The organism is uncultured Thomasclavelia sp., from assembly GCF_944324745.1.
Classification (GTDB): Bacteria; Bacillota_I; Bacilli_A; order Erysipelotrichales; family Coprobacillaceae; genus Thomasclavelia.
Map to the genome: position 1 here is coordinate 17,872 of NZ_CALUXO010000035.1, position 23,968 is coordinate 41,839.

21 protein-coding genes are annotated in these 23,968 nt (G+C 31.7%); 16 read left to right on the top strand and 5 right to left on the bottom strand.

Features of this window, described 5'->3' with window-relative positions; translation table 11 throughout:
* The first annotated feature begins 1 nt into the window (after position 1).
* Both Q0K54_RS03610 and Q0K54_RS03615 read left to right on the top strand, forming a co-directional pair.
* On the top strand, positions 2-772 hold the full coding sequence (locus Q0K54_RS03610; RefSeq protein WP_294578492.1) for an ABC transporter ATP-binding protein: 771 nt from the start codon (positions 2-4) through the stop codon (positions 770-772).
* Positions 772-2,031 (top strand): FtsX-like permease family protein, encoded by a 1,260-nt coding sequence (locus Q0K54_RS03615; RefSeq protein ID WP_294578493.1) that lies wholly within the window; start codon positions 772-774, stop codon positions 2,029-2,031. Before Q0K54_RS03610 ends, Q0K54_RS03615 begins: the two co-directional genes overlap by 1 nt.
* Here the strand turns inward: Q0K54_RS03615 and Q0K54_RS03620 are convergent.
* Positions 2,024-2,578 carry a metallophosphoesterase gene (locus tag Q0K54_RS03620; RefSeq protein ID WP_294578494.1) on the bottom strand — a complete coding sequence of 185 codons (555 nt, stop codon included), beginning with the start codon at positions 2,576-2,578 and terminating at the stop codon, positions 2,024-2,026. The genes Q0K54_RS03615 and Q0K54_RS03620 overlap by 8 nt on opposite strands.
* 267 nt (positions 2,579-2,845) lie before the next feature.
* On the opposite strand from Q0K54_RS03620, the gene Q0K54_RS03625 reads away from it, so the two are divergent.
* The 4 genes from Q0K54_RS03625 to Q0K54_RS03640 all read left to right on the top strand — a co-directional run bounded on the left by Q0K54_RS03625 (position 2,846) and on the right by Q0K54_RS03640 (position 10,219).
* Positions 2,846-3,550 carry an ABC transporter ATP-binding protein gene (locus Q0K54_RS03625; RefSeq protein WP_294578495.1) on the top strand — a complete coding sequence of 235 codons (705 nt, stop codon included), beginning with the start codon at positions 2,846-2,848 and terminating at the stop codon, positions 3,548-3,550.
* Between the two features lies 1 nt (position 3,551).
* Entirely contained in the window at positions 3,552-6,782 is a 3,231-nt protein-coding gene (locus Q0K54_RS03630) for an FtsX-like permease family protein (protein WP_294578496.1), read from the top strand.
* A 236-nt stretch (positions 6,783-7,018) separates the two neighbouring features.
* Positions 7,019-8,485, top strand: a complete 1,467-nt coding sequence (locus tag Q0K54_RS03635; protein ID WP_294578497.1) for a C40 family peptidase — start codon at positions 7,019-7,021, stop codon at positions 8,483-8,485.
* A 246-nt stretch (positions 8,486-8,731) separates the two neighbouring features.
* A complete protein-coding gene (locus tag Q0K54_RS03640; RefSeq protein ID WP_294578498.1) occupies positions 8,732-10,219 on the top strand; it encodes an NAD(P)H-hydrate dehydratase in 1,488 nt (495 codons plus the stop codon).
* A gap of 23 nt (positions 10,220-10,242) precedes the next feature.
* Here the strand turns inward: Q0K54_RS03640 and Q0K54_RS03645 are convergent, their stop codons facing one another.
* From Q0K54_RS03645 to pgeF, 3 genes are all read right to left on the bottom strand, one after another.
* Positions 10,243-11,838: an AarF/ABC1/UbiB kinase family protein gene (locus tag Q0K54_RS03645; RefSeq protein WP_294578499.1), complete on the bottom strand. Its 1,596-nt coding sequence runs from the start codon at positions 11,836-11,838 to the stop codon at positions 10,243-10,245.
* Positions 11,825-12,121, bottom strand: a complete 297-nt coding sequence (locus Q0K54_RS03650) for a phasin family protein (protein WP_294578500.1) — start codon at positions 12,119-12,121, stop codon at positions 11,825-11,827. Before Q0K54_RS03650 ends, Q0K54_RS03645 begins: the two co-directional genes overlap by 14 nt.
* Positions 12,122-12,617: 496 nt before the next feature.
* The gene (gene pgeF / locus Q0K54_RS03655) at positions 12,618-13,376 is read right to left on the bottom strand and encodes a peptidoglycan editing factor PgeF (protein ID WP_294578501.1); all 759 of its coding nucleotides are present in this window, start codon (positions 13,374-13,376) and stop codon (positions 12,618-12,620) included.
* Between the two features lie 76 nt (positions 13,377-13,452).
* Here pgeF and Q0K54_RS03660 point away from each other — a divergent pair, with 76 nt between their 5' ends.
* On the top strand, positions 13,453-13,752 hold the full coding sequence (locus Q0K54_RS03660; RefSeq protein ID WP_294578502.1) for a hypothetical protein: 300 nt from the start codon (positions 13,453-13,455) through the stop codon (positions 13,750-13,752).
* A 22-nt stretch (positions 13,753-13,774) separates the two neighbouring features.
* Here the strand turns inward: Q0K54_RS03660 and Q0K54_RS03665 are convergent, their stop codons facing one another.
* On the bottom strand, positions 13,775-15,418 hold the full coding sequence (locus Q0K54_RS03665; RefSeq protein ID WP_294578503.1) for an NFACT family protein: 1,644 nt from the start codon (positions 15,416-15,418) through the stop codon (positions 13,775-13,777).
* 117 nt (positions 15,419-15,535) lie between these two features.
* On the opposite strand from Q0K54_RS03665, the gene gmk reads away from it, so the two are divergent.
* The 9 genes from gmk (at position 15,536) to Q0K54_RS03710 (ending at position 23,968) form a co-directional block, all read left to right on the top strand.
* Complete coding sequence (gmk, locus tag Q0K54_RS03670) at positions 15,536-16,108, top strand: guanylate kinase (RefSeq protein ID WP_294578504.1); 573 nt, start codon at positions 15,536-15,538, stop codon at positions 16,106-16,108.
* A 55-nt stretch (positions 16,109-16,163) separates the two neighbouring features.
* Positions 16,164-17,009, top strand: coding sequence for a patatin family protein (locus Q0K54_RS03675; RefSeq protein ID WP_294578505.1), 846 nt, complete (start codon positions 16,164-16,166; stop codon positions 17,007-17,009).
* A gap of 76 nt (positions 17,010-17,085) precedes the next feature.
* Positions 17,086-17,394 (top strand): hypothetical protein, encoded by a 309-nt coding sequence (locus tag Q0K54_RS03680; protein ID WP_294578506.1) that lies wholly within the window; start codon positions 17,086-17,088, stop codon positions 17,392-17,394.
* Positions 17,395-17,520: 126 nt separating this feature from the next.
* The gene (locus tag Q0K54_RS03685) at positions 17,521-18,093 is read left to right on the top strand and encodes a YdcF family protein (protein WP_294578507.1); all 573 of its coding nucleotides are present in this window, start codon (positions 17,521-17,523) and stop codon (positions 18,091-18,093) included.
* Between the two features lie 55 nt (positions 18,094-18,148).
* Positions 18,149-18,664, top strand: coding sequence for a nitroreductase family protein (locus Q0K54_RS03690; RefSeq protein ID WP_294578508.1), 516 nt, complete (start codon positions 18,149-18,151; stop codon positions 18,662-18,664).
* 76 nt (positions 18,665-18,740) lie between these two features.
* Positions 18,741-20,933 (top strand): primosomal protein N', encoded by a 2,193-nt coding sequence (gene priA, locus Q0K54_RS03695; RefSeq protein WP_294578509.1) that lies wholly within the window; start codon positions 18,741-18,743, stop codon positions 20,931-20,933.
* Between the two features lie 11 nt (positions 20,934-20,944).
* Complete coding sequence (rsmB, locus tag Q0K54_RS03700; protein WP_294578510.1) at positions 20,945-22,198, top strand: 16S rRNA (cytosine(967)-C(5))-methyltransferase RsmB; 1,254 nt, start codon at positions 20,945-20,947, stop codon at positions 22,196-22,198.
* Between the two features lies 1 nt (position 22,199).
* Positions 22,200-23,231 (top strand): 23S rRNA (adenine(2503)-C(2))-methyltransferase RlmN, encoded by a 1,032-nt coding sequence (gene rlmN, locus Q0K54_RS03705; RefSeq protein WP_294578511.1) that lies wholly within the window; start codon positions 22,200-22,202, stop codon positions 23,229-23,231.
* Positions 23,231-23,968, top strand: coding sequence for a Stp1/IreP family PP2C-type Ser/Thr phosphatase (locus Q0K54_RS03710; protein WP_294578512.1), 738 nt, complete (start codon positions 23,231-23,233; stop codon positions 23,966-23,968). Before rlmN ends, Q0K54_RS03710 begins: the two co-directional genes overlap by 1 nt.

Genomic DNA, 23,968 nt, shown 5'->3' on the forward strand with positions numbered 1-23,968 from the left:
GGTGGAAAAAAAGGTGATTTTGAAAGCTAAAAATGTAACTAAGATTTATGGAGTTGGAACTAAAAATCCTTATACAGCTTTAAAAGATGTTTCATTAGAGATGTATGAAGGGGAGTTTGTTTGTGTAATGGGACCTTCGGGTGCTGGGAAATCGACATTTATCAATAATTTATCAACTATTGATATTCCGACAAAAGGTCTAGTTTATATTAATGGTACAGAGATTAGACAGATGTCAGAGAGAGAAATTGGAAAATTTCGTTATGAAAATTTAGGCTTTATTTTTCAAGAATTTAACTTATTAGATTCATTGACGATTTTTGAAAATATTGCCGTTCCTTTAACTCTGGCTGGAAAGAAAAAAGACGAAATTACTGAATCAGTAAATAAAATAGCCGAAAAGTTAGATGTTGCGATGATCTTAAATAAATATCCAAGTGAATGTTCCGGTGGCCAAAGGCAGCGAGCTGCGATTTGTCGAGCATTAGTTACAAATCCAAAATTAATCATTGCTGATGAGCCAACTGGAAATCTAGATAGTAAAAATTCTCATGAATTACTTTCACTATTTAGAAAGCTGAATCAAGTTGATGGTGTATCTATCCTAATGGTTACCCATGATTCTAAGATTGCATCTTATTCTTCAAAGCTTCTATATATCAAAGATGGAGTTATTGATGAGACGATTGAACGAGGTAATTTGAGTCAAAAAGAATATTTTTATCAAATAGTAGATATCAATTCGACAGAATCGCAGGCGTTATTTGACTAATGGGCGTTGTTAGATTAGCTTTTCAATCATTAAAAAGTGATAAATTAAAAAGTCTATTTTACTTTTTATCATTTGTTTTAACAACGATCTTTATCTTTTTATTCTTTAATTTGACTTTAAATCCTCATACAGGAATCAATCTCGGTGGTCGTGATGAAACGATCGTTACGCCCATTGCTGTATTTGTTATTTTTATTGCCATGTTATGCGTATTTATGGCTAATGATTTTTATGTTCACGCTAAAAGTAAAGACATTTCAATCGTTTTAATGTCAGGAGCATCGGTTTATAAAGTAGGAGCTTATCTATTATTGCAAAGTTTAGCTATTATGGTCGTGGCAATTCCTGTTGGGCTGTTATTAGCTTATTTTTTAGTGCCGGTAGTTAATCACATTTGTTATTTGGCATTTGATTATCAAGGAAATATTAATTATATTAGTCAAAATAGTTTTTTAGCTACGGCAATCATTTTATTTTGTGAAATTGGCTGGTGTACTTATTTAAATATGGGATATTGTTATCGAACTAATGTCAATACCATGATAACTGATAGTATTAAAATGGAAAATTTTGGTTTTGAAATTAAGAAACCATCAAATATTGTTTATTTATTGGCGTTTATTATTCCTATTTTTGTATTTCCATTTTTAAGTAGTGTTGAAGACTATTTACTGTTATCGCTGGTTGGGGTTTTTGGATTATATGGTGTTATTAAACATATTGTACCTGAAGTTTTATCACGACTGCAAAAAGATCGAGGAATTGAAAATCGGTATTTATTAATTACTTTTGGTAATGTTAAGTATGATTTTCAAAAAATCCGGATGATCGTGATTTTAGTGATGATGGCTTCGATTATTTTAATGTGCAGTACTCTTTATACTATCATGACACCGTTAGTTAGTATGATTGTCTTATTGTCGTATTTTAGTGTTATGGTATTATTATCGGTTACTACGATTTTTAAAATGGGAATGGAACTTAAAAATCGACAGAAAGCTTTTACGAATTTGTTTTATTTAGGTTATCGTATTAATGAATTAAAAAAGATAATCAATTATGAAATGATTATCTTTTATGGCATGATCATGATAATTCCCATGGTTTATCAAATTATCATGGTTAGTCGTCTTTATTTTTTAGGGCTAATTACTCCATATCTAATCATTGTTATGGCCTTGATTGAAATAATCCCAATGCTTTTATGTTTGATTATTACCACTGTTATGTATTATCGGATTTTACCCAAGGCTATTTGAACCATTTTTTAAAGAATGGTTCTTTTTTGTTTTTCTTGGATTTTTTAGGGCGCTGGATATTAAATGGATCACAGGGTTCTAAAGTTTTGACATCATAGAAGATGACTTCTTTAGTTTTAGTATCTAAGATACAATAAGTTGGATTCCGGTATTGTCCACGGGGATAAGAAACACTGCCAGGGTTGATAATAAGGGTATTATCGATTTCATCGAGATAAGGTTGATGAGTGTGACCAAAACAAATAATATCAGCTTTTTTTTCTTTACCAGCTCGATAGAGTTTTTCAAGATTATAACCGACATCATAAAGGTGACCGTGGGTAATAAAAAATGTTAAATGGTCTAAAGTGATAACTCGAGTATTTGGAATATTATTTCCATAATCATTATTTCCACGCACTAGATAAAAGTTATTTAAGGGCATGCCATCATAACTCATATAGATATCACCGCAATGAATATAATAATCAACATGATTGTTATGTAGTAAATCCATCAATCTCGTTTTGGACATTGCATGGGAATCGGATAAAATCATTACTTTCATTTTTGTCCCTCCTAATAGGATAATTTTAGCATTTTTAGTTGTAAAAATCTTTGAATTAAATAAATTATTTTAATTTTATTTGAAAAAGATGATAAAAATCATTGATCAAAAAGTCATTTATTAATCAAAGTAATTTGAGAAAAATAAATAAAATTTTGGTTAAATTTGGTTAAGAATCTTCAGGAAAATCAAGGGAGAAGGTTTGGATTGAAATATGTTTCGTGATATAATAATTATATAGCTAAATGCAAGAAAGGTTGTGAGGTGATGGAGAATTTTATCACTTTTAAAGATGTCAAAAAAATATATAAAGTTGGTGATGTAGAGATTCCAGCATCTAATGGTGTTGATTTTACGGTAAAAAAAGGCGAGTTTGTGGTAATTGTTGGACCTTCTGGCGCTGGTAAAACGACAATTTTAAATCTATTAGGTGGTATGGATAAGGCGACAAGCGGGAAAATCATCGTCGATGGTCAAGATGTGGCTAAATATAGTGAAAAGAAGTTAACACAGTATCGCCGCGATGATATCGGATTTGTCTTTCAGTTTTATAACTTAGTCCAAAATCTAACGGCATTAGAAAATGTTGAGTTAGCTTCCCAAATATCCAAAAATCCACTGGATGTTAAGATGGTCCTGGATCGGGTTGGTTTGACTGATCGGATGAACAACTTTCCAGCGCAGTTATCAGGAGGAGAACAACAGCGGGTAGCAATTGCAAGAGCTATTGCCAAAAATCCTAAATTGCTGTTATGTGACGAACCAACTGGGGCCTTGGATTATCAAACAGGAAAAGCTATTTTAGCGTTACTTAGAGAAATGTGCGACAAATATTCGATGACGGTTATTGTTATTACTCACAATAGTGCTTTAGCACCAATGGCCGATCGCGTAATTCGATTGAAAAATGGCCGAGTTGATTCAATGCATTTGAATGAAGCTCCAAAACCAATTGCTGAAATAGAGTGGTAGTATGAAAAAACAGGCTTATGTAAAAAATCAAATTCGCACTATTTTCAATACTAAAGCGCGTTTTTTGTCAATCTTTTGCATTGTTTTTCTAGGAGCAGCTTTTTTTGCTGGATTACGGCATACGCCTTTGATTATGGAAGAGTCGATCAATCAATATCTTGCTGATCATCAATTTAATGATTTGAATTATGTGGCAACTTTGGGTTTTACTTTAGATGATGTTGCTGCAATTAGTGATGTTGATGAAGTTAAAGTGGTTGAATACGGTAATCGTTTTGATGCATTAGTTTCTTTTAATGATCAGGTCAATGGGGTTAGCGTATATACTAATTTAGATTTTGAAAATCAGGTCAATCAAGTTGAACTGGTTACTGGAAAATATCCCAATCAAGATAATGAGTGTTTAGTTGATTATAATTATGCAACTCAAGCTGATATCAAAACAGGCGATACGATCATTGTATCCAATGATAATGGAACTAAAGAGTTTATAGTTATTGGTTTGATTAATGATCCCCGTTTTTTAAGTTCAGTTGAACGAGGAACTAATTCACTTGGGGATGGGACCAATGAAGGTTTTATTCAAATTTTGACCAGTGGCAATGAAAATCTGGCTTTACCGCAGGATTTATATGATCTAAGAGAAACAACAGTTTTTAATGAAATTAGGATCACATTAAAAAATGAAAATAATTATCAGTATTTTAGTGATGATTATTTAGATTATGTTCAAAATGTTAATCAAAAAATTGAAAAAATTTTAGATCAGCGAGTAGAAGATGTTAATAAACAATTAGTAGATGATGCTAATGAAGCTTATAATCAAGGTTATCAAGAATATCAGGATGGATTAAAGCAATATCAGGATGGTTTAAATGCTTATAATGATGGTGTAGCCCAATATGAGGATGGCTTGAAACAATATCAAGACGGCCTTAATGCTTATAATGACGGTTATCGTCAATATCAAGATGGTCTAAAGGCTTATAATGCTGGATATAGCCAATATGAAGATGGTTATAATGAATACTTATCAGGAAAAGCTCAATATGATGCTGGATTAGCTAGTTATAATCAGCAGGTAAGTGAATATGAAACATATAAAGTACAATACGATCAGGTTTCAGGATTATATGATCAGTTAGTAGCTAAGTATCAATCGATGATTGATGCCGGAATACCGGAGACCACACCAGAATTAGTAGCATTAAAGGAACAAATTACTCAAATTGAGCAGTTGGCATACGCTGTAAGTCAGTATGAAGCTAATTTACCAGCAGCCAAAGCTACTTTGGATGCTTCATTTACCGAATTAGAAAGTGCTCGAGTTACTTTGGAAAATACTAAGGCAACGTTAGATGCTTCAAAAGCGACTTTAGATGAAACCGGTACTACTTTAGCTGATTCTAAAAAACAGCTAGATCAAAGTAAAATAACACTTGATGAAACTAAAAGTTTGTTAGATGAAACCAAGGTTGATTTAGACAATGCTGCGGTAGAATTAGATAATGCTTTAGTTGAATTGGAAGATGGTAAAGAAGCACTTGATGATATTCCAACTGGTGAGTTAGTAACTTTAACTAGAGAAGAAAATGTCGGAGTATTAAGTTTTTCTTCAGCTAGTGATTCTATCGATGCTATTGCTGCAATTTTCCCGTTGATTTTCTTTTTAGTTGCGGCGTTAGTCAGTATGACGACGATGACTAGAATGGTAGAAGAACAACGAGTTCAAAGTGGTACTTTTAGAGCATTAGGTTATCATCGAAAAGATATAACTAATCAATATATAATTTATGCTTTTTTAGCAACATTTATTGCCAGTATCATCGGAATTATTGCTGGAGTATATTTTTTCCCTACCATTATTTATGGTTTGTATCAGCGGATGTTATTTAATGTGGGAGCACCAATTAAAATTGTCTTTGATCTGATTATCTGCATACAAACTTTTGCTGTTTCAGTAGCGATTATTTTATTAGTAACTTATTTAGTTGCTCATCGTGAAGTTAGTGAAATGCCAGCTAGTTTATTAAGACCAAAGGCTCCTAAGATGGGTAAGCGAATTGTTTTAGAGCGTATAACTTTTATTTGGCAACGTCTTTCTTTTAATCAGAAAGTAACAATGCGCAATATTTTCCGCTATAAAAAGCGATTCTTTATGTCAATCATTGGAATTGCCGGATGTACTGCTTTGATCGTTACCGGTTTTGGGATCCGTAATTCAGTATCTACCTTAGCGGATAAACAATACGGCGAAATTTTTACTTATGATGGTTTAGTGGTATTTAATAGTGGCATGGGTGATCAAGCTTTAGCCTCAGCAGTAGCTGATTTTAAAGACCAAAAGTCAATTGAAAACGTTAGTACTTTCCAGCGTGAAAGTGCCACAGTTCATGGTGATAAAGATTATTATGGTACATTAGAAGTCTTTGAAAATGACAAACAGCTCAGTCAATTTATTAATTTAGTTGATTATCATGATCATCAAAAAATAACTTTAGATAATCAAGGTGTTGTTATTTCAGCTAAATTATCTGAATTATTAGGAGTAGAACCAAGTGATAAGATTAAAATAACGATCGATGATCATGAATATGAAGTAAAAGTTACAGGATTGATGACTCTCTATTTCCAACATCAGCTTTATATGACTAAAGATTTTTATGAAGATCTAACAGGTAATACGGTTGAAGAAAACTATGCTTATTTTTCTTTAGATAGACAGGAAAGTGAAGATAAAATCACTGAATATTGTAATAATAATGATAATATTAGTTCGGTGAATTATACTGCTGGAATATCTCAAAATTTTAGAGATCAAATGATTAGTATCGATAGTGTAGTTATTATCTTAATTGTTTGTGCCGGGGCTTTGGCATTTATTGTTTTATATAACCTGACTAATATTAATATTCAAGAAAGAAAGAGTGAAATTGCTACTATCAAGGTCTTAGGTTTCTATCCTAAAGAAGTTTATGATTATGTTTTTAGAGAGAATATCATTTTATCAGTTATTGGTTCAATCCTAGGTTTAGGATTAGGGAAAGTATTGCATATGTTTATTATTTATACAGTTGAAGTTGAATTGGCGATGTTTATTCGAACAGTTAATTTAATGAGCTTCGTTTTAGCAATTATTTTCACTATTGCTTTTACGTATTTAATTGACTTTGGAATGCGCAGAGTATTGAATAAGATTGATATGGTTGAATCTCTAAAAAGTATTGAATAATGCTAAAAAATGGATATTTGGAAGAATTTGTTTTATGAATATGCAAATTATTATTTAGGACTAAAGAAAATCTTAAGTTTTTCTTAAAAAAAATTAAAAAAATTCAATTTGCTAAAATGCAATGATAGTGGGAGCTTTGGCGGATTGTATACAATGTAAGATGGTTTCAGGGGTGGATTTTTAATTCAAAAAATATTATAATAAGCCTTGGATATGTTATTGAAAGGAGGTAACGAATGGAAAGAGATATAAAAGAGGGCATAAAAAAGGTGGTGGATGAGTACATCACTAATAGAAAAGCTATGTTCATTCCAATTGCAGCCGTAGCTAGTTTCATGTTAGTTGGTTATGCCGCTGCAGATAAAGAAAAACCAGAAATTATATCTAATCAGATTGATTTAGTTTATGGTGAAGAATTTGATGTTAATAGTATTGATATTAGCGACAATAAAGATAGTCGTGACGATATTTTAGTTTCAGTTGATACTGCCTCATTAGACGTAGACCAATTAGGAAGCTATGATGTGAAAGTAAGTGCAACTGATGCTGCTTCAAATGAAGCAACTAAAACAGTAACTGTTAATGTTGTTGACATTGAGGCTCCAAAAATTGAAGCTCTAGGTTCTAGCCAAGGGTATGTTATTGAAGTACCAATTAATGGAAGTACTGATTTTGCAAGTTATGTAAAAGCTACTGATAATGTTGATGGTGAGGTTACACCATTCATTAAAGCTAGCGAACCATTAAATACAGCTGTTAAGGGACAACAAGATATTACTTTAACAGTTGATGATGCTTCTGGAAATGAAACAGAAGAAACATTTACATTTGTTGTAAGTGACTTAGAAGCACCAGTTATCAATTTAACACAAGGTGATACTGTTACAGTTGATTATGGAAGTGCTTTTGATTTAAATGCGTATGTTAATGTTACTGACAACGTTGATGGTGTAATGACACCTAACGTTGAAGGTGGGGTTGATACATTAAAATTAGATGAAACACAACCATTAAAATTAAGTGTTACTGATAGTTCTGGAAATGTTTCTGAAGCTACATTAAATGTAGTTGTAAAAGATCTTTCTGCTCCAGTTATTTCATTAAGTCAAAGTGAAATTACAGTTAACGCTGGTGATTCTGTTGATTTCAGTTCTTATATTAGTTCTGCAATCGACAATAAAGATGGTGATGTTCGTGGAAATGTACAGATTGCGGCTCCAAGTACATCTAGTTCTGGGACTAAGACAGCTACATATTCAGTTACCGATGCTGCTGGAAACACTGGTACTGCAAGTTTAACTGTTAAAGTTAACAAGAAGGTTTCTTCTTCAGGCAATAAATACAGTGGATCTGCTCCAAGCAACAATTATGGTAATAGTGTCTTGTCTGCTGCTTATTCTCGTTTAGGATGCCCATATAAATGGGGTGCTGAAGGGCCTAATGCCTTTGACTGTTCTGGTTTTGTTAAATGGTGTTATGCTCAAGTAGGAGTATCTTTACCACATTCATCTTCAGCTTTAAAGAGTGCTGGAACTCAAATTAGTATTTCTAATGCACAACCTGGGGATATCTTATGGAAATCTGGACACGTTGGAATTTATATTGGAAATGGACAATACATCCACGCACCTCAAACTGGTGATGTAGTTAAAATTTCATCGGTATCAAGTTCTGGATTTGTATGTGCTATTAGAGTAAAATAGTAAAATTAAGACTTACTGATATATCAGTGAGTCTTTTTTTTGTTTTAAATTAATGGTCAGACTTTGATATCAAATCGAAAAAAGAAGTTTTATTGGTAAATGTTGATGTTCCATAATCTTTTGTGTTTTTTTAATAATCAGTATATAATTAAATAGTAAAGGCAGCTGTTTTAAGATTAGTGTTATAATATAATTATTGATAATAATCAGTTGATTTAAAAGAATAGAAAAAGGTTAGGTGAATTTATGTTTGTAGCAACAAGTAAACAGATGAAAGCATATGATCAGGCTTTATTAAACGAAGGATATCAGATTGAAGAACTGGTAGACAAAGCCAGTGATAAAATACTGCCACATTGTTTAAATTATAATCGAATCGTAGTTGTTTGTGGTCCGGGTAATAATGGGGCAGATGGAATATCATTAGCAATTAAATTACATATTCGCTCTCGTGCAGTTAAAGTTTATTGCTTTGGAAATCCTGAAAAGTTTTCAAAAGCTAATAATTTTTATTTGCAGCAAGCTCAAGAAATGGAGGTTCCGATTACTATCATGGCTTTAGAAGATCTTAAAGCTTTTGAAAGTGATATCCGCTGGGCTGATTTAATTGTTGATGCGATGTTTGGTTTTGGCTTAAATAGTCCTGTTAGAGGAATGGCCAAGACACTGGTTGATTTGATAAATGAACAAAATAATGCTGAAGTAATAGCGATTGATATTCCTACAGGTTTAAGCCCTGATAAAGGAGTTCCATTAGGGAGTGTAATCAAAGCCCACAAAACAGTTACGCTAACGTCGATTAAACAAGGGTTTTTAAATGATGAATGTCATCAATATACAGGTGAAATAGCAGTTGAATTATTACAGGCTAAAGATTTACGACAAGAATTAAAATTGGCTAAATTAGTTAGTCCATTATGGGTTAAAAATCACTTGAAGCAACGTGATTACTATGGCTATAAGGGGACTTATGGAAAAATATTGCATTTAACTGGATGCAATCACTATCGAGGAGCGGCTTTGCTAGCCAGCAAGGCGGCTGTTTATACTGGTAGTGGGATAGTTTGTGTTTGTTCAACTGATAAAGTGATCGATGCTTTGACAGTGATGACACCAGAGTGTACTTCAATGATCAGACCAGAAAGATTAACAATAGAAATATTTGATAATTATAATGCTATTTTGATTGGTTCTGGCTTGGGACTAAATAGTCAGAGTGAACAGTATTTAATCGACGTTTTAACTAATGCTAAATGTCCAATCGTCATTGATGGCGATGGTTTAACTTTATTGGCAAAACATTTAGATTTATTAAAGAGTGTGACAGTACCGGTCATTTTAACACCACATGTTGGTGAATTTAAACGGTTATGTCCAGTTAGCGATGAATTAGATATGGTAGAAAAAGCAACACAGTTTGCTTTAGAGTATCAGGTTATTATGGTTTTAAAAGGACCAAATACTCTAATTAGTGACGGAATTCATGTTTATCGAAATATTACTGGAAATAAAGCAATGGCTACGGCTGGTATGGGTGATGTTTTAGCAGGAATTATTTCTAGTTTTCTAGGACAAGGATATCAAGCTATTGATAGTGCGATATTAGGTGTTTATCTTCACGGGACTTGTGGAGATGAACTTGAAGACCATAATTATACTGTAATTCCTAGTGAGTTAATTAAATTAATTCCAGAGGCGATGCAAGTGATTTTAAATGAAAACAGCTCAAAATAATTAACTGAGCTGTTTTCATTATATTATTTATTTTTCTTTCTTTCCTTTAAAACAGTCAATAACAACCAAATTCCTAATCCGACTGCGGTCATAAAACCAATAAAACCTAAAGCAGGAATACCAAAAACTTTAGGTGTCATCTGTGTTGTACAAAGCAAACTACTGGCCATCAATAATCCGGCACTGACAATTCCAACAATCAATTTATTAACCATATGATTTATTGCTTTCATTGGTACGCTAGATTCCATAATATCTAAGTTTACCTTTAATCTTCCCTTCATGATCATTTTAAAGACTTCGGAAAGTTGTATTGGAAGATTGAGGATGTTTTGACTAGCATCATATAGCTTTTTTGCAGAATTTGTTAATTCTTTTTTTATATCAAATTCTTTTGACAGATGACTAGCAACATGGTTGGCGGCAATTTCAATGATACTAATATGAGGATCTATTAACATTACCGTACTTTCAATCGTTACTAATCCCCGTGCCAACATGCTTACTCCTTTAGGCATGGAGATTCGATGTTTATGAGCAATCATAAAAATTTCTTGGACTACATCACCCAGGTTAATATCAGTTAAATCCATTGTCACATAGCGTTTCATAAAGGTTTCAATATCATCATAAAATAAAGCATAGTCAATTCGATTATCATGTTGGCCTAGAGTTAAAATTACATCAACCAGTTTTTGAGTATCATTTTGTCCAATGGCTAAAACGGCATCTTTCAACAAATCTTTATCAAAACGATTTAAAATTCCCATCATTCCAAAATCAATCCAGACAATTTTTCCATCTCTGATTCTTAAATTACCCGGATGGGGATCGGCATGAAAAAACCCATCATCAACAATTTGTTTAATATAGTTTTCGGCTAACTTTGCAGCAATTTCTTTTAAATCATAGCCGGATGCTTTTAGTGTGATACGATCATCAATTTCATAACCTTCAATATACTCCATTACCAGCACTTTGCTGGTACTATATTCATCAATAATCTTAGGAGCTGCGATGAAATTAATATCTTGGTGAAAATGAGCGAATCTTTTAGCAAAATTAGCTTCGTTTAGAAAATCCATTTCTTCTTTAGCAGTATGCCAAAATTCATCTAAAACGATATTTAAATCAACAACACTTCCTAAAACATCATTTAACTTTAAAATTTTTACGGCCCGACGGATCAAAGAAATATCTCTTTCCATCATATCATAAATACCCGGACGTTGAACTTTTACAACAATTTGACGTCCATCTTTTAATGTTGCTTTATGAACTTGAGCAATAGAAGCACTTCCTAAGGGAGTAACATCAAAATTAATAAATACTTGGTTTAAATCTTCTTGATATTCATTTTCGATAACTTTTTTTACTACATCTAAGTTCATAGCCGCAACATTATCTCTTAACTTCACTAATTCTCGACAATAACGCTGAGAAAACATATCTTGTCGTGAAGCCATTATTTGACCGATCTTAACAAATGTTGGTCCTAGATCCTCTAAAATCATTCTAAACTTTACTGGATCAATTCCTTTTGTTATATGATGTTTTCTCAGGATTGCCAGAATTTGTGCCAGACGCCGTTTGGTAGATAAACTATTATTTTGATTCATTCTTTAATTTTTGTAATTCCTCAATCTTTTGTTTTAATTTTTCTAAGTCATCTACGTCCATTTTTTGCAAATCTTGTTCAACTGTTTCAACACTTACAGGTTTTCTAAGTTTTTCGGCAACATTATGTTTAAGTTCTTCGTTTAAAACCTTTCCCTGTTCAACTGTTAACTCACCTTTTTTAACTAAATCTTCAACTACTTCTTTGGACTTTTCAGCTGTTATGGCAACAGCACCAATTCCTGCTAATAATAACTTTCTTAGATCTTCACTAAAATTATTCATAATGTCTCCTCCTTTTTGTAATTTAATCTCATAGAAACTTGTATCTGGTAATCAATTGTCGTCACTGTTGATTTCTCTACCGTTTTAGCTATGGTTTTATAGCTTATAAAATTGGTTTTTTTAATTATTTTTGTGATTTCAATATTAATAACATGAGCTTTTTGCCTTGATAATATTAAGAATATTTTCACCATGAAATCAATAACAAATTTTCTAAAAATAACAGTACTGACAACATCTAAAAAGAAAAATTTATCTATTAAATTATGACTATAACATTAATTTATAAAGATTATTTAGATCATTAAGCAATAGCATCTTTATTACCCAGTTTCTATGATTATTTATATTCTTATTTTACAACGAATTTATATAAATGTGTAGTTTTAGAAACAAGATAAAATAAACATAAGCTCGTGTCTTATCGCTATTTTTAAAGTAAATGTTTAAAAATATCTGATAAAAAACAACCCAAATATCTGGGCTGTTTAGTAGATTATTTAGTCATAGTCGCTTTTCGTTTAATGATAGTAATATTCCGACCATTATCTTTATTTTTACGATAACTAAAAAACAAATCATCATTTTCAACCGTACAATATGGAGAAACGGTGATATTTTTTTCAAGAACGCCTAAATTTAATAGCATCTGTTTATTTAAGCCTTTGTTATCTAATTGATAATGTAATTCGTCAGTTTGATAATAAAATGGGCTAGTGTCAAAATCCATCTGTTTAACTAAATCGATGACATTATCCATAACTTCTAAGCAATCTTGACAAATGCAAGGACCAATATAAGCTTTGATTTGTTTAGGGTCACAGTGTTCATGATTGATTAAATGACTAGTTACTTTAGAAACAATTTGCTTAGTTGTTCCTAGCCAGCCTGAATGAATAGCAGCAATTATCTCAGTATCTTGACAATATAATAATACTGGCGTGCAGTCAGCATGAAATGATAATAAAAATAAATCACTATCTTTAGTATATAAGGCATCAGTTTCTTGGAAAGCTGATTCGTGATCGTAGATGCCTTTACCCCCATCTTTTAAACTTACTTCTTTAAAATTAGCTGAATGGACTTGCCGTGGAGCAACCATATGATCAAAATCGGTTTTTAATAGTTTGGCTAATTGTTGGCGATTGTTTAAAATTAATTGTTTATCAGGGTTATTAAACGACATATCACCAAGTTCTTTGGTAACAGTATAGGCTTCAATATTTGAAGCAATATTCCATGGTATTAATTTCATATTTTTTCCTTTCTGTGTAATTTGTCTAAGTTTCAATTAAATCAAAACATATAGTATATTAAAGGAGGTGGAAATGATGTTTTGCAATAATTCATGTTGCTGTGGTTGTCAAAATAATTGCCGGGCAACACCAATCGTAGCTCCTAGAAAAGTATGTACTAAATGTACTAATCAATATGTTGAACAACCAATTATTTGCCCAATCGAATGCCGACATGTTTGTAACGTAGTTTATTATCCACGGTATTATCCTCGTTATGAACAAACTTATTTCACACAAAGTAATGGTAATCCATTTACTAATGCAGGATTTAATGGAAACAACAGTGGTTATAATACTAACGTAACCAACGGAAGCTGTGGCTGTGGTAATTAGAAAAGATAGATGCGTTAAGCATCTATTTTTTTTCTAATTCCTCGAAACAGGCCATGTCAGGATCGATATAAATTGTTTTATAACTATCTAATAAAACTTGTCCGGGTTTGCCACCATGAGGTTTTTTTAAAGTTTTGACTAATGTATAGTTTACCGGAACACTACTGCTGTTTTTACCTTTTGATAAACAAGCGGCCATATTGCTGGCAAGACGAATCGTATATTCATCTAAATTATTACCTTTGACAATTACATGGCTTCCAGGCATATCTTTAACATGAAACCAGGTATCATAGCGATGGGCGTGTTTAAATGTTAAATAATCATTTTGAAGATTATTTTTACCAACCCAAATTTCAATTCCATCTTTAGTAAAGTAGGTTTCAAAAGCTGGATGTTTTTGTTTTCTAATAGTGTTATTTTTCTTTTTCTTTCTTAGATAACCTTGTTGTTCTAATTCATCTTTAATTTCTAAAGCATCATAATATGACGCATTATTCATTAAAGTAATTAGGCTGTCAAAGTAATTGATTTCTTTTTTGGTTAGATCAATTTGTTCATTTAAGACATTGATAGAATTTTTGGCTTTTTGATATTTATTATAATATTTTTGGGCATTAGCTTTAGGGTCAAGTTTCTCGTCTAGATCAACCATGATCTTTGTTCCATCATAATAATTGTCTAATTCTATATGGCGCATTCCTTTTTTTATTAAATGGAGATTAGAATATAATAAGTCGCCAATAATTCGATATTCATCACTATTTTTAGAATCATCCAAGGTTGCTTCTAATTTTGCTAATTTATTAACATTTTTTTGATATTCGTTTTGAATAAATTTCATTAAATTCGAAGTCTGTTGCTTGATTCGTTCTTTTTGATCAATTAAATTAAAATGTAAATCTAGACCATCAAATAATGGATAACTTTCAGGTTTAACATTTAAGTGAGTTAAAGGAATCAAATGAAAATATTCACGATCATCAACTTTAGATAAATAAAGAGTGTCACTAGTTTGCAGTTGATTCATGATAGCCTTAAAATCTTCACCATTATCATGACGATAAATAATTTCTTTTGATAAAATTGGCGATACTCCCTGATATACTTTCGTTAAATTATTGTTTTCAATAAACTCACTAACAAACGGATTTAGTTTATTAGGGTTCATTGGCGGTAATCGATAAATGGCCCCAGGTTGAATAAACCGTTCGCTATTAATATTAGGAGTAATGCGTTTTAAACAATCAATGATTTTGTTTTCATGATTACATAAAATAATATTTGAATGTTTACCCATAATTTCGATATAACAATGATATTCAACATAATCACCAAATTCGTTGTAGCTAGCAAGGGTCATATGGCAAATTCGATCTAATTCAACTTGCTCAATCTCTTTAATATAACCACCATCTAAATGTTTTCTAAATAGCATGGTCAAGGGATTAGGACTATCAGGAGTCGGATAGTTTAAATTAGTTAACTGAATTCTTGCATACATGGGATGACAAGATAACAGTAACTTAAAGTTAGTTCGTTGACTACGAATGTTAATTAATAATTCATATTTAGAAATCTGGTAGATTTTATTAATTCTACCACCTTTAATCGTATCATTTAAAGCATCAATAACTCGATGCATCATTATTCCATCATAAGACATTTTCATCACCGCATTTAGTATATCATAGTTGCCAAATAAATAACATGAAAATAATTGACATTGTTTCTTTGATTTTGTATGATTGATATAATAAAAAATGACTAAGGGGTGTAGAACGTGCAAAAAGGAATGCTGATTATTTTAAGTGGCCCTAGTGGAGTTGGTAAAGGTACTGTAAGAGAAGAACTATTTAAAGATGATAGTTTAAATCTAGCATATTCAATTTCGATGACTACTAGAAAACCACGACCAAATGAAAGAGATGGGATTGATTACTTTTTCGTTGAAGAAAGTGAATTTGAAGAAAAAGTAAAGCAAGGAGAGTTATTAGAATGGGCTAAGTTTGTCGGTAATTATTATGGAACACCAAAAGAATATGTTGAAAAATTATTAGCTCAAGGTAAAAATGTTGTTTTAGAAATTGAGGTACAAGGGGCCTTGCAAGTAATGGAGAAATGTCCTGATGCCACAACTATATTTTTAGTACCACCTAGTATGGAAGAATTAGAACGAAGAATTCGCGGTCGTCGAACTGAAGAAGAAGCAATCGTTCAAGAACGTTTATCTAAGGCGCGCAAAGAAATTGCTACTAAGGATGAATATAAATTTGTTGTTGAAAATGATGATGTCATTAAAGCTAAAGATAAGATTGCGCAAATAATAAAGAATCATCAAACTAATCAGGATTAAAAAATCCTGATTTTTTAGTTTAGATATAAAATATTAGTGATTTGGAGGGTTAGAGATGAAAGTTGGATTAGTTTTAGAAGGCGGAGCCATGCGTGGGTTATATACAGCTGGGGTACTCGATGTTTTTTTGGATCAACAAATTAATATTGATGGAATTATTGGGGTTTCCGCTGGCGCTTTGTTTGGAGTAAATTATGTTTCTAAACAAAAAGGACGGACGCTTAGATATAATAAAAAATATGTTGGTGATAAACGTTATATGGGTTTACATTCACTAATAACGACTGGAAATATCGTTAATAAAGATTTTGCTTATTATCAAGTTCCTTTAAAGTTAGATCCGTTTGATCAAGAAACGTTTGCAAAATCAAATATTGAATTTTTAGCTACTGTTACTAATTTAAAAACCGGACAGCCAGAATATATTAAAATTATTAATGCTTATAAGCAAATGGAAGTTTTTCGAGCTACTTCAGCGATGCCATTTGTTTCTAAAATTGTCACTATCAATGATCAAGAATATCTAGATGGTGGTATTGCTGATAGTATTCCCATTGAAAAAGCCAAACAACTAGGCTATGATAAAATCATTGTTATTTTAACGAGACCAATAGAATATCGAAAGAAAAAAAGTAATCAATTAATTCCCAAACTTTTTTACCATCGTTATCCTAATTTCGTTCAAACCATCAACAATCGATATTTAAATTATAATAAAACAGTAGAAAAAATTATTGAATTGGAACAGGAACATAAAATCTTTGTCATCCGTCCCAGTAAAACCGTTCCAATTAAACGATTAGAAAAAGATCCAGATCGATTACAGGAAATTTATGATTTGGGAGTTATCGATGCTAATAAAATTATTAATGATTTAAAACAATATTTAACGGATTCTTAAGATGATATTTACTTGTTTTTGATAGTAACTGGTTGATAATCATTTAAAAATGATTGTAAAGGGAGGAGCTTAGAAAATGAGTAAAAAGAAGGATGTTATTTTATTTGATGTGTTAATTGTTTTGTATATGATTTATCATATCTATTCTTTTGGATGGGATTATTTTTTTATTGGTATGCACTTGTTGGGGATGGTTCTAATTAATGGTTTGATTCTAAAGTTTGATGATAAGTACGTTATTGGATCAGTAAGTGTTATAATATTATATGGGATTTCTTTTATTTATGATTATATTACTAAGCAAAGTATCGATTGTTATTGGTTGTTTTTGATTGTTGTGGTTATTGTTTCTAGTTTTGTTTTTAAAAAATATTCTCAGGATTAGATAGTAACTGCTAGATTTTTCTAGTGGCTTTTTGGAAATTTTTGATGGTTGTCTTTGTTTTGAGATTAATTAAGCTATAATATATTTAATGGATTTATTAATGAGTGTAGATATTCAGGAGGGAAAATGCTTTATTTAATCATTATAATTTTTATTCTAATTAATTTAGTGATCTTTTTTAGCTTTTTTAAAAATCCTAAGCAAAAAATAGCTGATAAAAGTTATGATTGTGGGATTGTTTGTGGTTATCCGGCTAATGATGATGGATCGCCTTCTAAAATTATGGCTTCAAGAGTAGAAGCTGGTGTTTATTTATATCAACAGGGAAAGATCAAAAAGTTGATTTTATCAGGTGGGGCTGTAAAAAATCAATATGTTGAAGCTAAAGTGATGCAAGAATATGCGGTTACTTTAGGGGTTTTATTAGAAGATACGATTGTTGAAGCTAAATCTCGAAGTACTTATCATAATTTAATGTATTGTAAAGAAATTGTAGCTGAGATGGGATTTAAAGATTGTTTAGTAATTACTAACAGCTGGCATCTTCGAAAAGCCGATCACTATGCTCGTAAATTTAAATATCACTATGTAATGTATAAAGCTAAAAAACCAGCTGATTATTCACTTATTAAGGTTATTTGTTTGCATATATATACTAATTTAAATATGTATATTAATTTATTTAAGGGATTATATTAACTGATTCCAGTAAAAAATTATGTTATAATTAAATAAGTTAAGGAGGTATTGGTCAATGAATGAAACAATTAATAATTTAATTACACGTCGTAGTGTTCGTAGTTTTCAAAATAAACAAGTTGATGAAGCAGCATTAAAACAAATTTTAGAGGCTGGTTTATATGCACCTTCTGGGATGGGACGCCAACCAACGATTATGGTTGTAGTTCAAGATCAAGAAACAATCAACCAGCTATCAAAACTTAATGCTGGAGTTATGGGAAATGATGGTGATCCGTTTTATGGAGCACCAACAGTTATTGTTGTTTTAGCTGATAGCACTGTTGGAACTTATGTTGAAGATGGAAGTTTAGTAATGGGTAATTTATTAAATGCAGCCCATGCTGTTGGAGTTGATTCTTGTTGGATCCATCGGGCTAGAGAAGTTTTCAATAGTCCTGAAGGTCAAGAATTATTGAAAAAATGGAATGTTCCTGAAAATTATGTGGGAATTGGAAACTGTATTTTAGGTTATGCAACGGAAACACCAGAAGCTAAGCCTAGAAAAGAAAATCGAATTATTCGAGTATAACTGCTTTTAAGCAGTTTTCTTTTTTTGGCATTATTAGCTGTTTGTGGTAGAATATTAAAAAAATGGAGTGATCTAGGTGTATATTGTACAAGTTTTAGTAGAACATCCAACGCATGCATTGGATACTAATTTTGATTATTTATCAAAAGAAGAATTATTGCCGGGAGTTCGGGTATCGATTACTTTTGGGTATCAGCATATAATTGGATATGTTACAGGATGTAAATTTACGGATAAAACTAAAGAAGAATTAGAACAGGAAGCCGGTTTTAAGTATCGTTATATTACTAAAGTGATTGATAAAAAGCCGTTGTTGAATCAGGAATTGCAAGATTTATCAATTACTTTAGCTAAATTAACACTTTCACCGCGAATCTGTTGTTTACAGGCAATGTTGCCGCCACAGTTAAAACCGAGCACAAATAAAAGTGTTGGTATCAAATATCAAAATGTCATTGAAGTAATTGATGATAATATTTCAGTTAAAACACCTAGACAGCAAGAAGCATTAGAGTATTTAAAAAAACATCAAAATCTTTTATTAAAGGATTTTCCTTATAGTAAAGCTTTATTAGATAAACTAGTAGCGCAAAAAGCTGTTGTTATTAAAAAAGTGGAACAGTATCGTGATCCATTCTTAGATGATCATAAACAGACTCAAGAGTTTGTACTGACTAATGACCAACAAAAAGTAGTTAATGGCATCATCAGTAAAATTGATACTTTCCATACAGCTTTGATCCATGGAGTAACTGGTTCTGGGAAAACCGAAGTTTATTTACAGCTGTCGAAATATGTAATTGAAAATAATAAAACAGTGTTAATGCTAGTACCAGAAATTTCCTTAACCCCAATGATGGTCAATGCTTTTAAACATAAATTTGGTCGTCAGGTGGCTATTATTCATTCAAAATTATCATCTGGAGAGCGTTATGATGAATATCGTCGGATTTTAAATCATGAAGTTAAAATTGTTGTAGGTGCTAGAAGTGCTATCTTTGCTCCATTAGAAAATATTGGGCTGATTATTTTAGATGAGGAACATGATCCTAGTTATAAACAGGAAAGTAAACCGCGCTATCAAACAGCCCAAATAGCACGGATTCGGGGACAATATCATCATTGTCCAGTTGTTTTAGGCAGTGCAACTCCTTCGTTAGAATCATATAGTCGTGCTAAAAAGGGAATTTATGATTTATATGAATTACCAAAGCGAATTAATAATTTTCCTTTACCGGAGATTGAATTGATCGATATGGCCAAGGAAATGAAAAAAAATAATTATTCATTGTTTTCTAGAGCAATGAAAGATCAGATTCAATCATGTATCGATAATCATGAACAAGTCATTTTATTATTAAATAAACGTGGCTATGCTTCTTATGTAAGATGTTTAGATTGTGGTGAAGTAATTAAATGTCCTCATTGTGACGTAACCTTAACTTATCATAAATATGAAAATAAGTTAAAATGTCATTATTGTGAATATCAAATTCCCATGCCCCATGATTGTCCTGATTGTCATGGAAAGTTACGGCTATTTGGAACTGGAACCCAAAAAGTTGAAGAACAGATTGAGATGATGTTTGAAGGTGCTAAAGTAATCCGTTATGATATTGATACTACTAAAAATAAAGATGGACATCAAAAGTTATTAGAACGATTTGAAAAACAGGAAGCTAATATTTTATTAGGAACGCAAATGATTGCTAAAGGTTTAGATTTTGAAAATGTTACTTTTGTCGGGGTCTTAGACGCTGATCTTAGTTTAAATATTCCGGATTTTCGGGCAAATGAACGGACCTTTCAGTTACTAGAACAGGTTTCTGGTCGCAGTGGTCGTGGGCAAAAAAAGGGAACAGTTATGATCCAAACATTTAATCCCGATCATTTTGTTTTAAAATGTGTTAAAAATCATGATTATCTTCAGTTTTTTAATCAGGAAATGCAAATCAGGCGCTTAGGAAAATATCCACCATTTGTCCATTTGCTTAGTATTATTATTCAAGGAAAAGACGAGGCAGCAGTTAATAAAAATGCTAATCAAATCAAGCAGTATTTACAAAAACAATTGCAAAATATTGAAATTTTAGGACCGGCTAATAGCCTTATTTATCGAATGCAAGATATTTATCGAAAAAGAATTTTAATTAAATTTACTAATAGTAAAGCAATATATCCTGTTTTACAGCGAATGAGCGATTTTTATAATCAACAGGGAACTAGAGTTAATGTAGTTTGTGACTTTAATCCATATAATCAGATTTAGGAGTGAGTGTGATGGCTAGAAAAACAGCATTAAAAATATTAATGAAATATGCAGATGAACAGAGTTATTTGAATTTAACATTAAATGAATATTTAGATAATAGTACTTTATCAAGAAGTGATAAAGACTTGACAACAAGAATTGTTTATGGAACAATTCAAAACAAGATTTATCTTGAATATCAGTTAGCTCCTTTTATTGAAGGAAAAAAGGTTAAAAAGAAAATTAGACTGATTTTATTAATGTCTTTATATCAGTTGATCTTTTTGGATAAAATACCCCAATATGCAATTATTAATGAGGCTGTCAAGTTAGCTAAACAAAAAGATAATTTTGCCGGTAAATTTGTCAATGCTATATTAAGAAATTTTGTAAGAAGTGGCATTAGAGAAATTGACAAACAGGATCCATTAGAAAAGTTATCAATTGAAACTAGTCACCCTTTATGGCTGGTTAAGATGTTAAATAAACAATATGGCTATCAAATTGCTAAACAAATATGTTTTGATGATAATACGCCACCTAAAAGAATGGCACGAGTTAATACTTTAAAAACCAGTAAGGAAGAAATATTAAAAGATAGTAATTTTATTAGTGGTAAATTAGCTGACGATAGTGTTCTTTATCGTTCAGGTAATATTGGTGATACCAGCTATTTTAAAGAAGGACAACTGGCAATTCAAGATGAATCAAGTCAACTGGTAGCTCCGTTATTGGATCCTCAAGAAGATGATTTGGTTTTAGATATGTGTTGTGCTCCTGGAGGGAAAACAGCCCATATGGCGGCTTTGATGCATAATCGTGGGAAAATAGTGGCATATGATCTGTTTGAACATAAAATCGAATTAGTAAAAGCTAATTTTAAACGCTTAGGAGTTAGTAATGTTGAATTACATGAAGGTGATTCTATGGCGTTAAAAGAACAATATTCACCAGAGACATTTGATAAAATCTTGCTTGATGGGCCTTGTAGTGGTTTAGGAGTTATTAAAAGAAAACCAGAAATTCGTTATCATGATTCTAAATTGTTAGATTCAATTATGGTGATTCAATCAAAATTATTGGACAATGCCTACTATTTATTGAAGAAAAATGGTAAAATGGTTTATAGCACATGTACTATAAATAAAAAAGAAAATGAATTGATGATACAAAAATTCATTTCTAAATATCCAGATATGAAAATCATTGAGGAAAGAACAATTTTACCATTTGAATATGATAGTGATGGATTTTATATGTGCAAGTTAGAAAAAGGGATTTAATATGGAAAATATTTATGATTATTCTTTAGAACAATTGACAGAGTATTTTGCTTCAATCAATCAAAAGGTGTTTCGGGCTAAACAAGTATTTGGCTGGCTTTATCAAAAAGAAGCTCGATCTTTCGACGAAATGTCGAATATCGCTAAAGATTTACAGGCTCAATTAAAGGAACATTTTACATTAGATATTTTAAAAATTGCTGAAAAACAAGTATCACAAGATGGAACAATCAAATATTTATTTGAATTATTGGATGGCAGCTTGATTGAAACAGTTTTAATGATTCATGATTATGGTCGTTCTTTATGTGTAACTAGTCAGGTTGGCTGCAATATGAAATGTAGCTTTTGTGCCAGTGGTCTGCTTCGTAAACAACGTGACTTGACACCTGGTGAAATCGTTGCTCAAATCATGAAAGTTCAGCATGACACAGGAATTAGAATTAGTCATGTTGTTGTGATGGGAACTGGTGAACCATTTGATAATTATGATAATGTCATGAATTGTATTCGAATTATTAATAATCCATTTGGATTGGCAATTGGTGCCAGACATATTACAGTTTCGACTTGTGGTTTGATTCCTGGAATTCAACGCTATAGTGAAGAAGGAATTCAAACTAATTTAGCAATTTCATTACATGCTCCTAATGATGAAATCCGTAATCAGCTGATGCCGATTAATCGCCGTTATTCTATGGATGATTTGCGACAGGCAATTAGTGAATATATTCAAAAAACTAACCGTCGGGTTACTTTTGAATATATTCTATTAAAAGATGTCAATGATAGTTTAGTCTGTGCCAGACAACTAGCTCATTATTTAAGAGGGCTTAATGCTTATGTCAATTTGATACCATATAATCAAGTTGATGAATACGATCAGTATCAGCCAAGTGATCAAGCGACAATTGAAAAATTCAAAAGTGAGTTATTACGACTACATATCAATGTAACTTTGCGAAAAGAACACGGTCGCGACATCGACGGGGCCTGTGGTCAGCTACGGGCCAAAAGAGGTAGGGTGAAATAATGAATTATTATGCAAAAACAGATATCGGAAAAGTAAGAAGTAAAAATCAAGATCAGGCAGCTGTTAATGCTAATACCAAAGAACAGGTAATTGCCGTTGTTTGTGATGGAATGGGTGGTCATCGTTCCGGTGAAATAGCTTCACGGGTCGTGATGGATCATATTATGAGCTGTTTTGACATTATTCCCCCATTTGATAACTCTGATGAATTAAAAAAGTGGTTACAGGAAACAATTGTTGAATGTGATGAAATCGTTAAAAAGATGGCAATGCAAAATATTGAACATCAAGGAATGGGAACGACAATCGTTGTAGCTATTTTTATGGATGATAAATTGTATATTTCCCATGTTGGTGATAGTCGTGCTTATATTCTAAAAGATGGACAATTGCAACAAGTAACTAAGGATCATACGTTAGTTAATGAATTGGTTGATCGTGGGGCAATTACCTCAGAAGAGGCCCAACATCATTTACAAAAAAATGTTTTAACTCAGGCCATCGGAGCCCAAACTGAGTTAAAACCCTCATTATTAGAATTAGATTTTACGAATAGTCTTTTATTACTTTGCAGTGATGGACTATATAATTGTTTAGACAATGAAATGATTAAAGAAATATTGCTTAAAGATACAAAAGTAACGGAAAAAGTAATTGAATTAATTGACCAGGCTAATGCAAATGGTGGTCGTGACAATATTGGTGTGGCTATCATCGATAACCAGGGAGGAAGATAA

Bases quoted from the DNA above. Each gene is read 5' to 3' on its own strand.
- Q0K54_RS03645 (WP_294578499.1), bottom strand. From the start codon at position 11,838: ATGAATCAAAATAATAGTTTATCTACCAAACGGCGTCTGGCACAAATT.
- Q0K54_RS03625 (WP_294578495.1), top strand. From the start codon at position 2,846: ATGGAGAATTTTATCACTTTTAAAGATGTCAAAAAAATATATAAAGTT.
- rlmN (WP_294578511.1), top strand. From the start codon at position 22,200: ATGGAAAATATTTATGATTATTCTTTAGAACAATTGACAGAGTATTTT.
- Q0K54_RS03635 (WP_294578497.1), top strand. From the start codon at position 7,019: ATGGAAAGAGATATAAAAGAGGGCATAAAAAAGGTGGTGGATGAGTAC.
- Q0K54_RS03620 (WP_294578494.1), bottom strand. From the start codon at position 2,578: ATGAAAGTAATGATTTTATCCGATTCCCATGCAATGTCCAAAACGAGA.
- pgeF (WP_294578501.1), bottom strand. From the start codon at position 13,376: ATGAAATTAATACCATGGAATATTGCTTCAAATATTGAAGCCTATACT.
- Q0K54_RS03630 (WP_294578496.1), top strand. From the start codon at position 3,552: ATGAAAAAACAGGCTTATGTAAAAAATCAAATTCGCACTATTTTCAAT.
- rsmB (WP_294578510.1), top strand. From the start codon at position 20,945: ATGGCTAGAAAAACAGCATTAAAAATATTAATGAAATATGCAGATGAA.
- Q0K54_RS03660 (WP_294578502.1), top strand. From the start codon at position 13,453: ATGTTTTGCAATAATTCATGTTGCTGTGGTTGTCAAAATAATTGCCGG.
- Q0K54_RS03685 (WP_294578507.1), top strand. From the start codon at position 17,521: ATGCTTTATTTAATCATTATAATTTTTATTCTAATTAATTTAGTGATC.
- Q0K54_RS03650 (WP_294578500.1), bottom strand. From the start codon at position 12,121: ATGAATAATTTTAGTGAAGATCTAAGAAAGTTATTATTAGCAGGAATT.
- Q0K54_RS03675 (WP_294578505.1), top strand. From the start codon at position 16,164: ATGAAAGTTGGATTAGTTTTAGAAGGCGGAGCCATGCGTGGGTTATAT.
- Q0K54_RS03615 (WP_294578493.1), top strand. From the start codon at position 772: ATGGGCGTTGTTAGATTAGCTTTTCAATCATTAAAAAGTGATAAATTA.
- Q0K54_RS03665 (WP_294578503.1), bottom strand. From the start codon at position 15,418: ATGTCTTATGATGGAATAATGATGCATCGAGTTATTGATGCTTTAAAT.
- Q0K54_RS03680 (WP_294578506.1), top strand. From the start codon at position 17,086: ATGAGTAAAAAGAAGGATGTTATTTTATTTGATGTGTTAATTGTTTTG.
- Q0K54_RS03640 (WP_294578498.1), top strand. From the start codon at position 8,732: ATGTTTGTAGCAACAAGTAAACAGATGAAAGCATATGATCAGGCTTTA.
- Q0K54_RS03690 (WP_294578508.1), top strand. From the start codon at position 18,149: ATGAATGAAACAATTAATAATTTAATTACACGTCGTAGTGTTCGTAGT.
- Q0K54_RS03710 (WP_294578512.1), top strand. From the start codon at position 23,231: ATGAATTATTATGCAAAAACAGATATCGGAAAAGTAAGAAGTAAAAAT.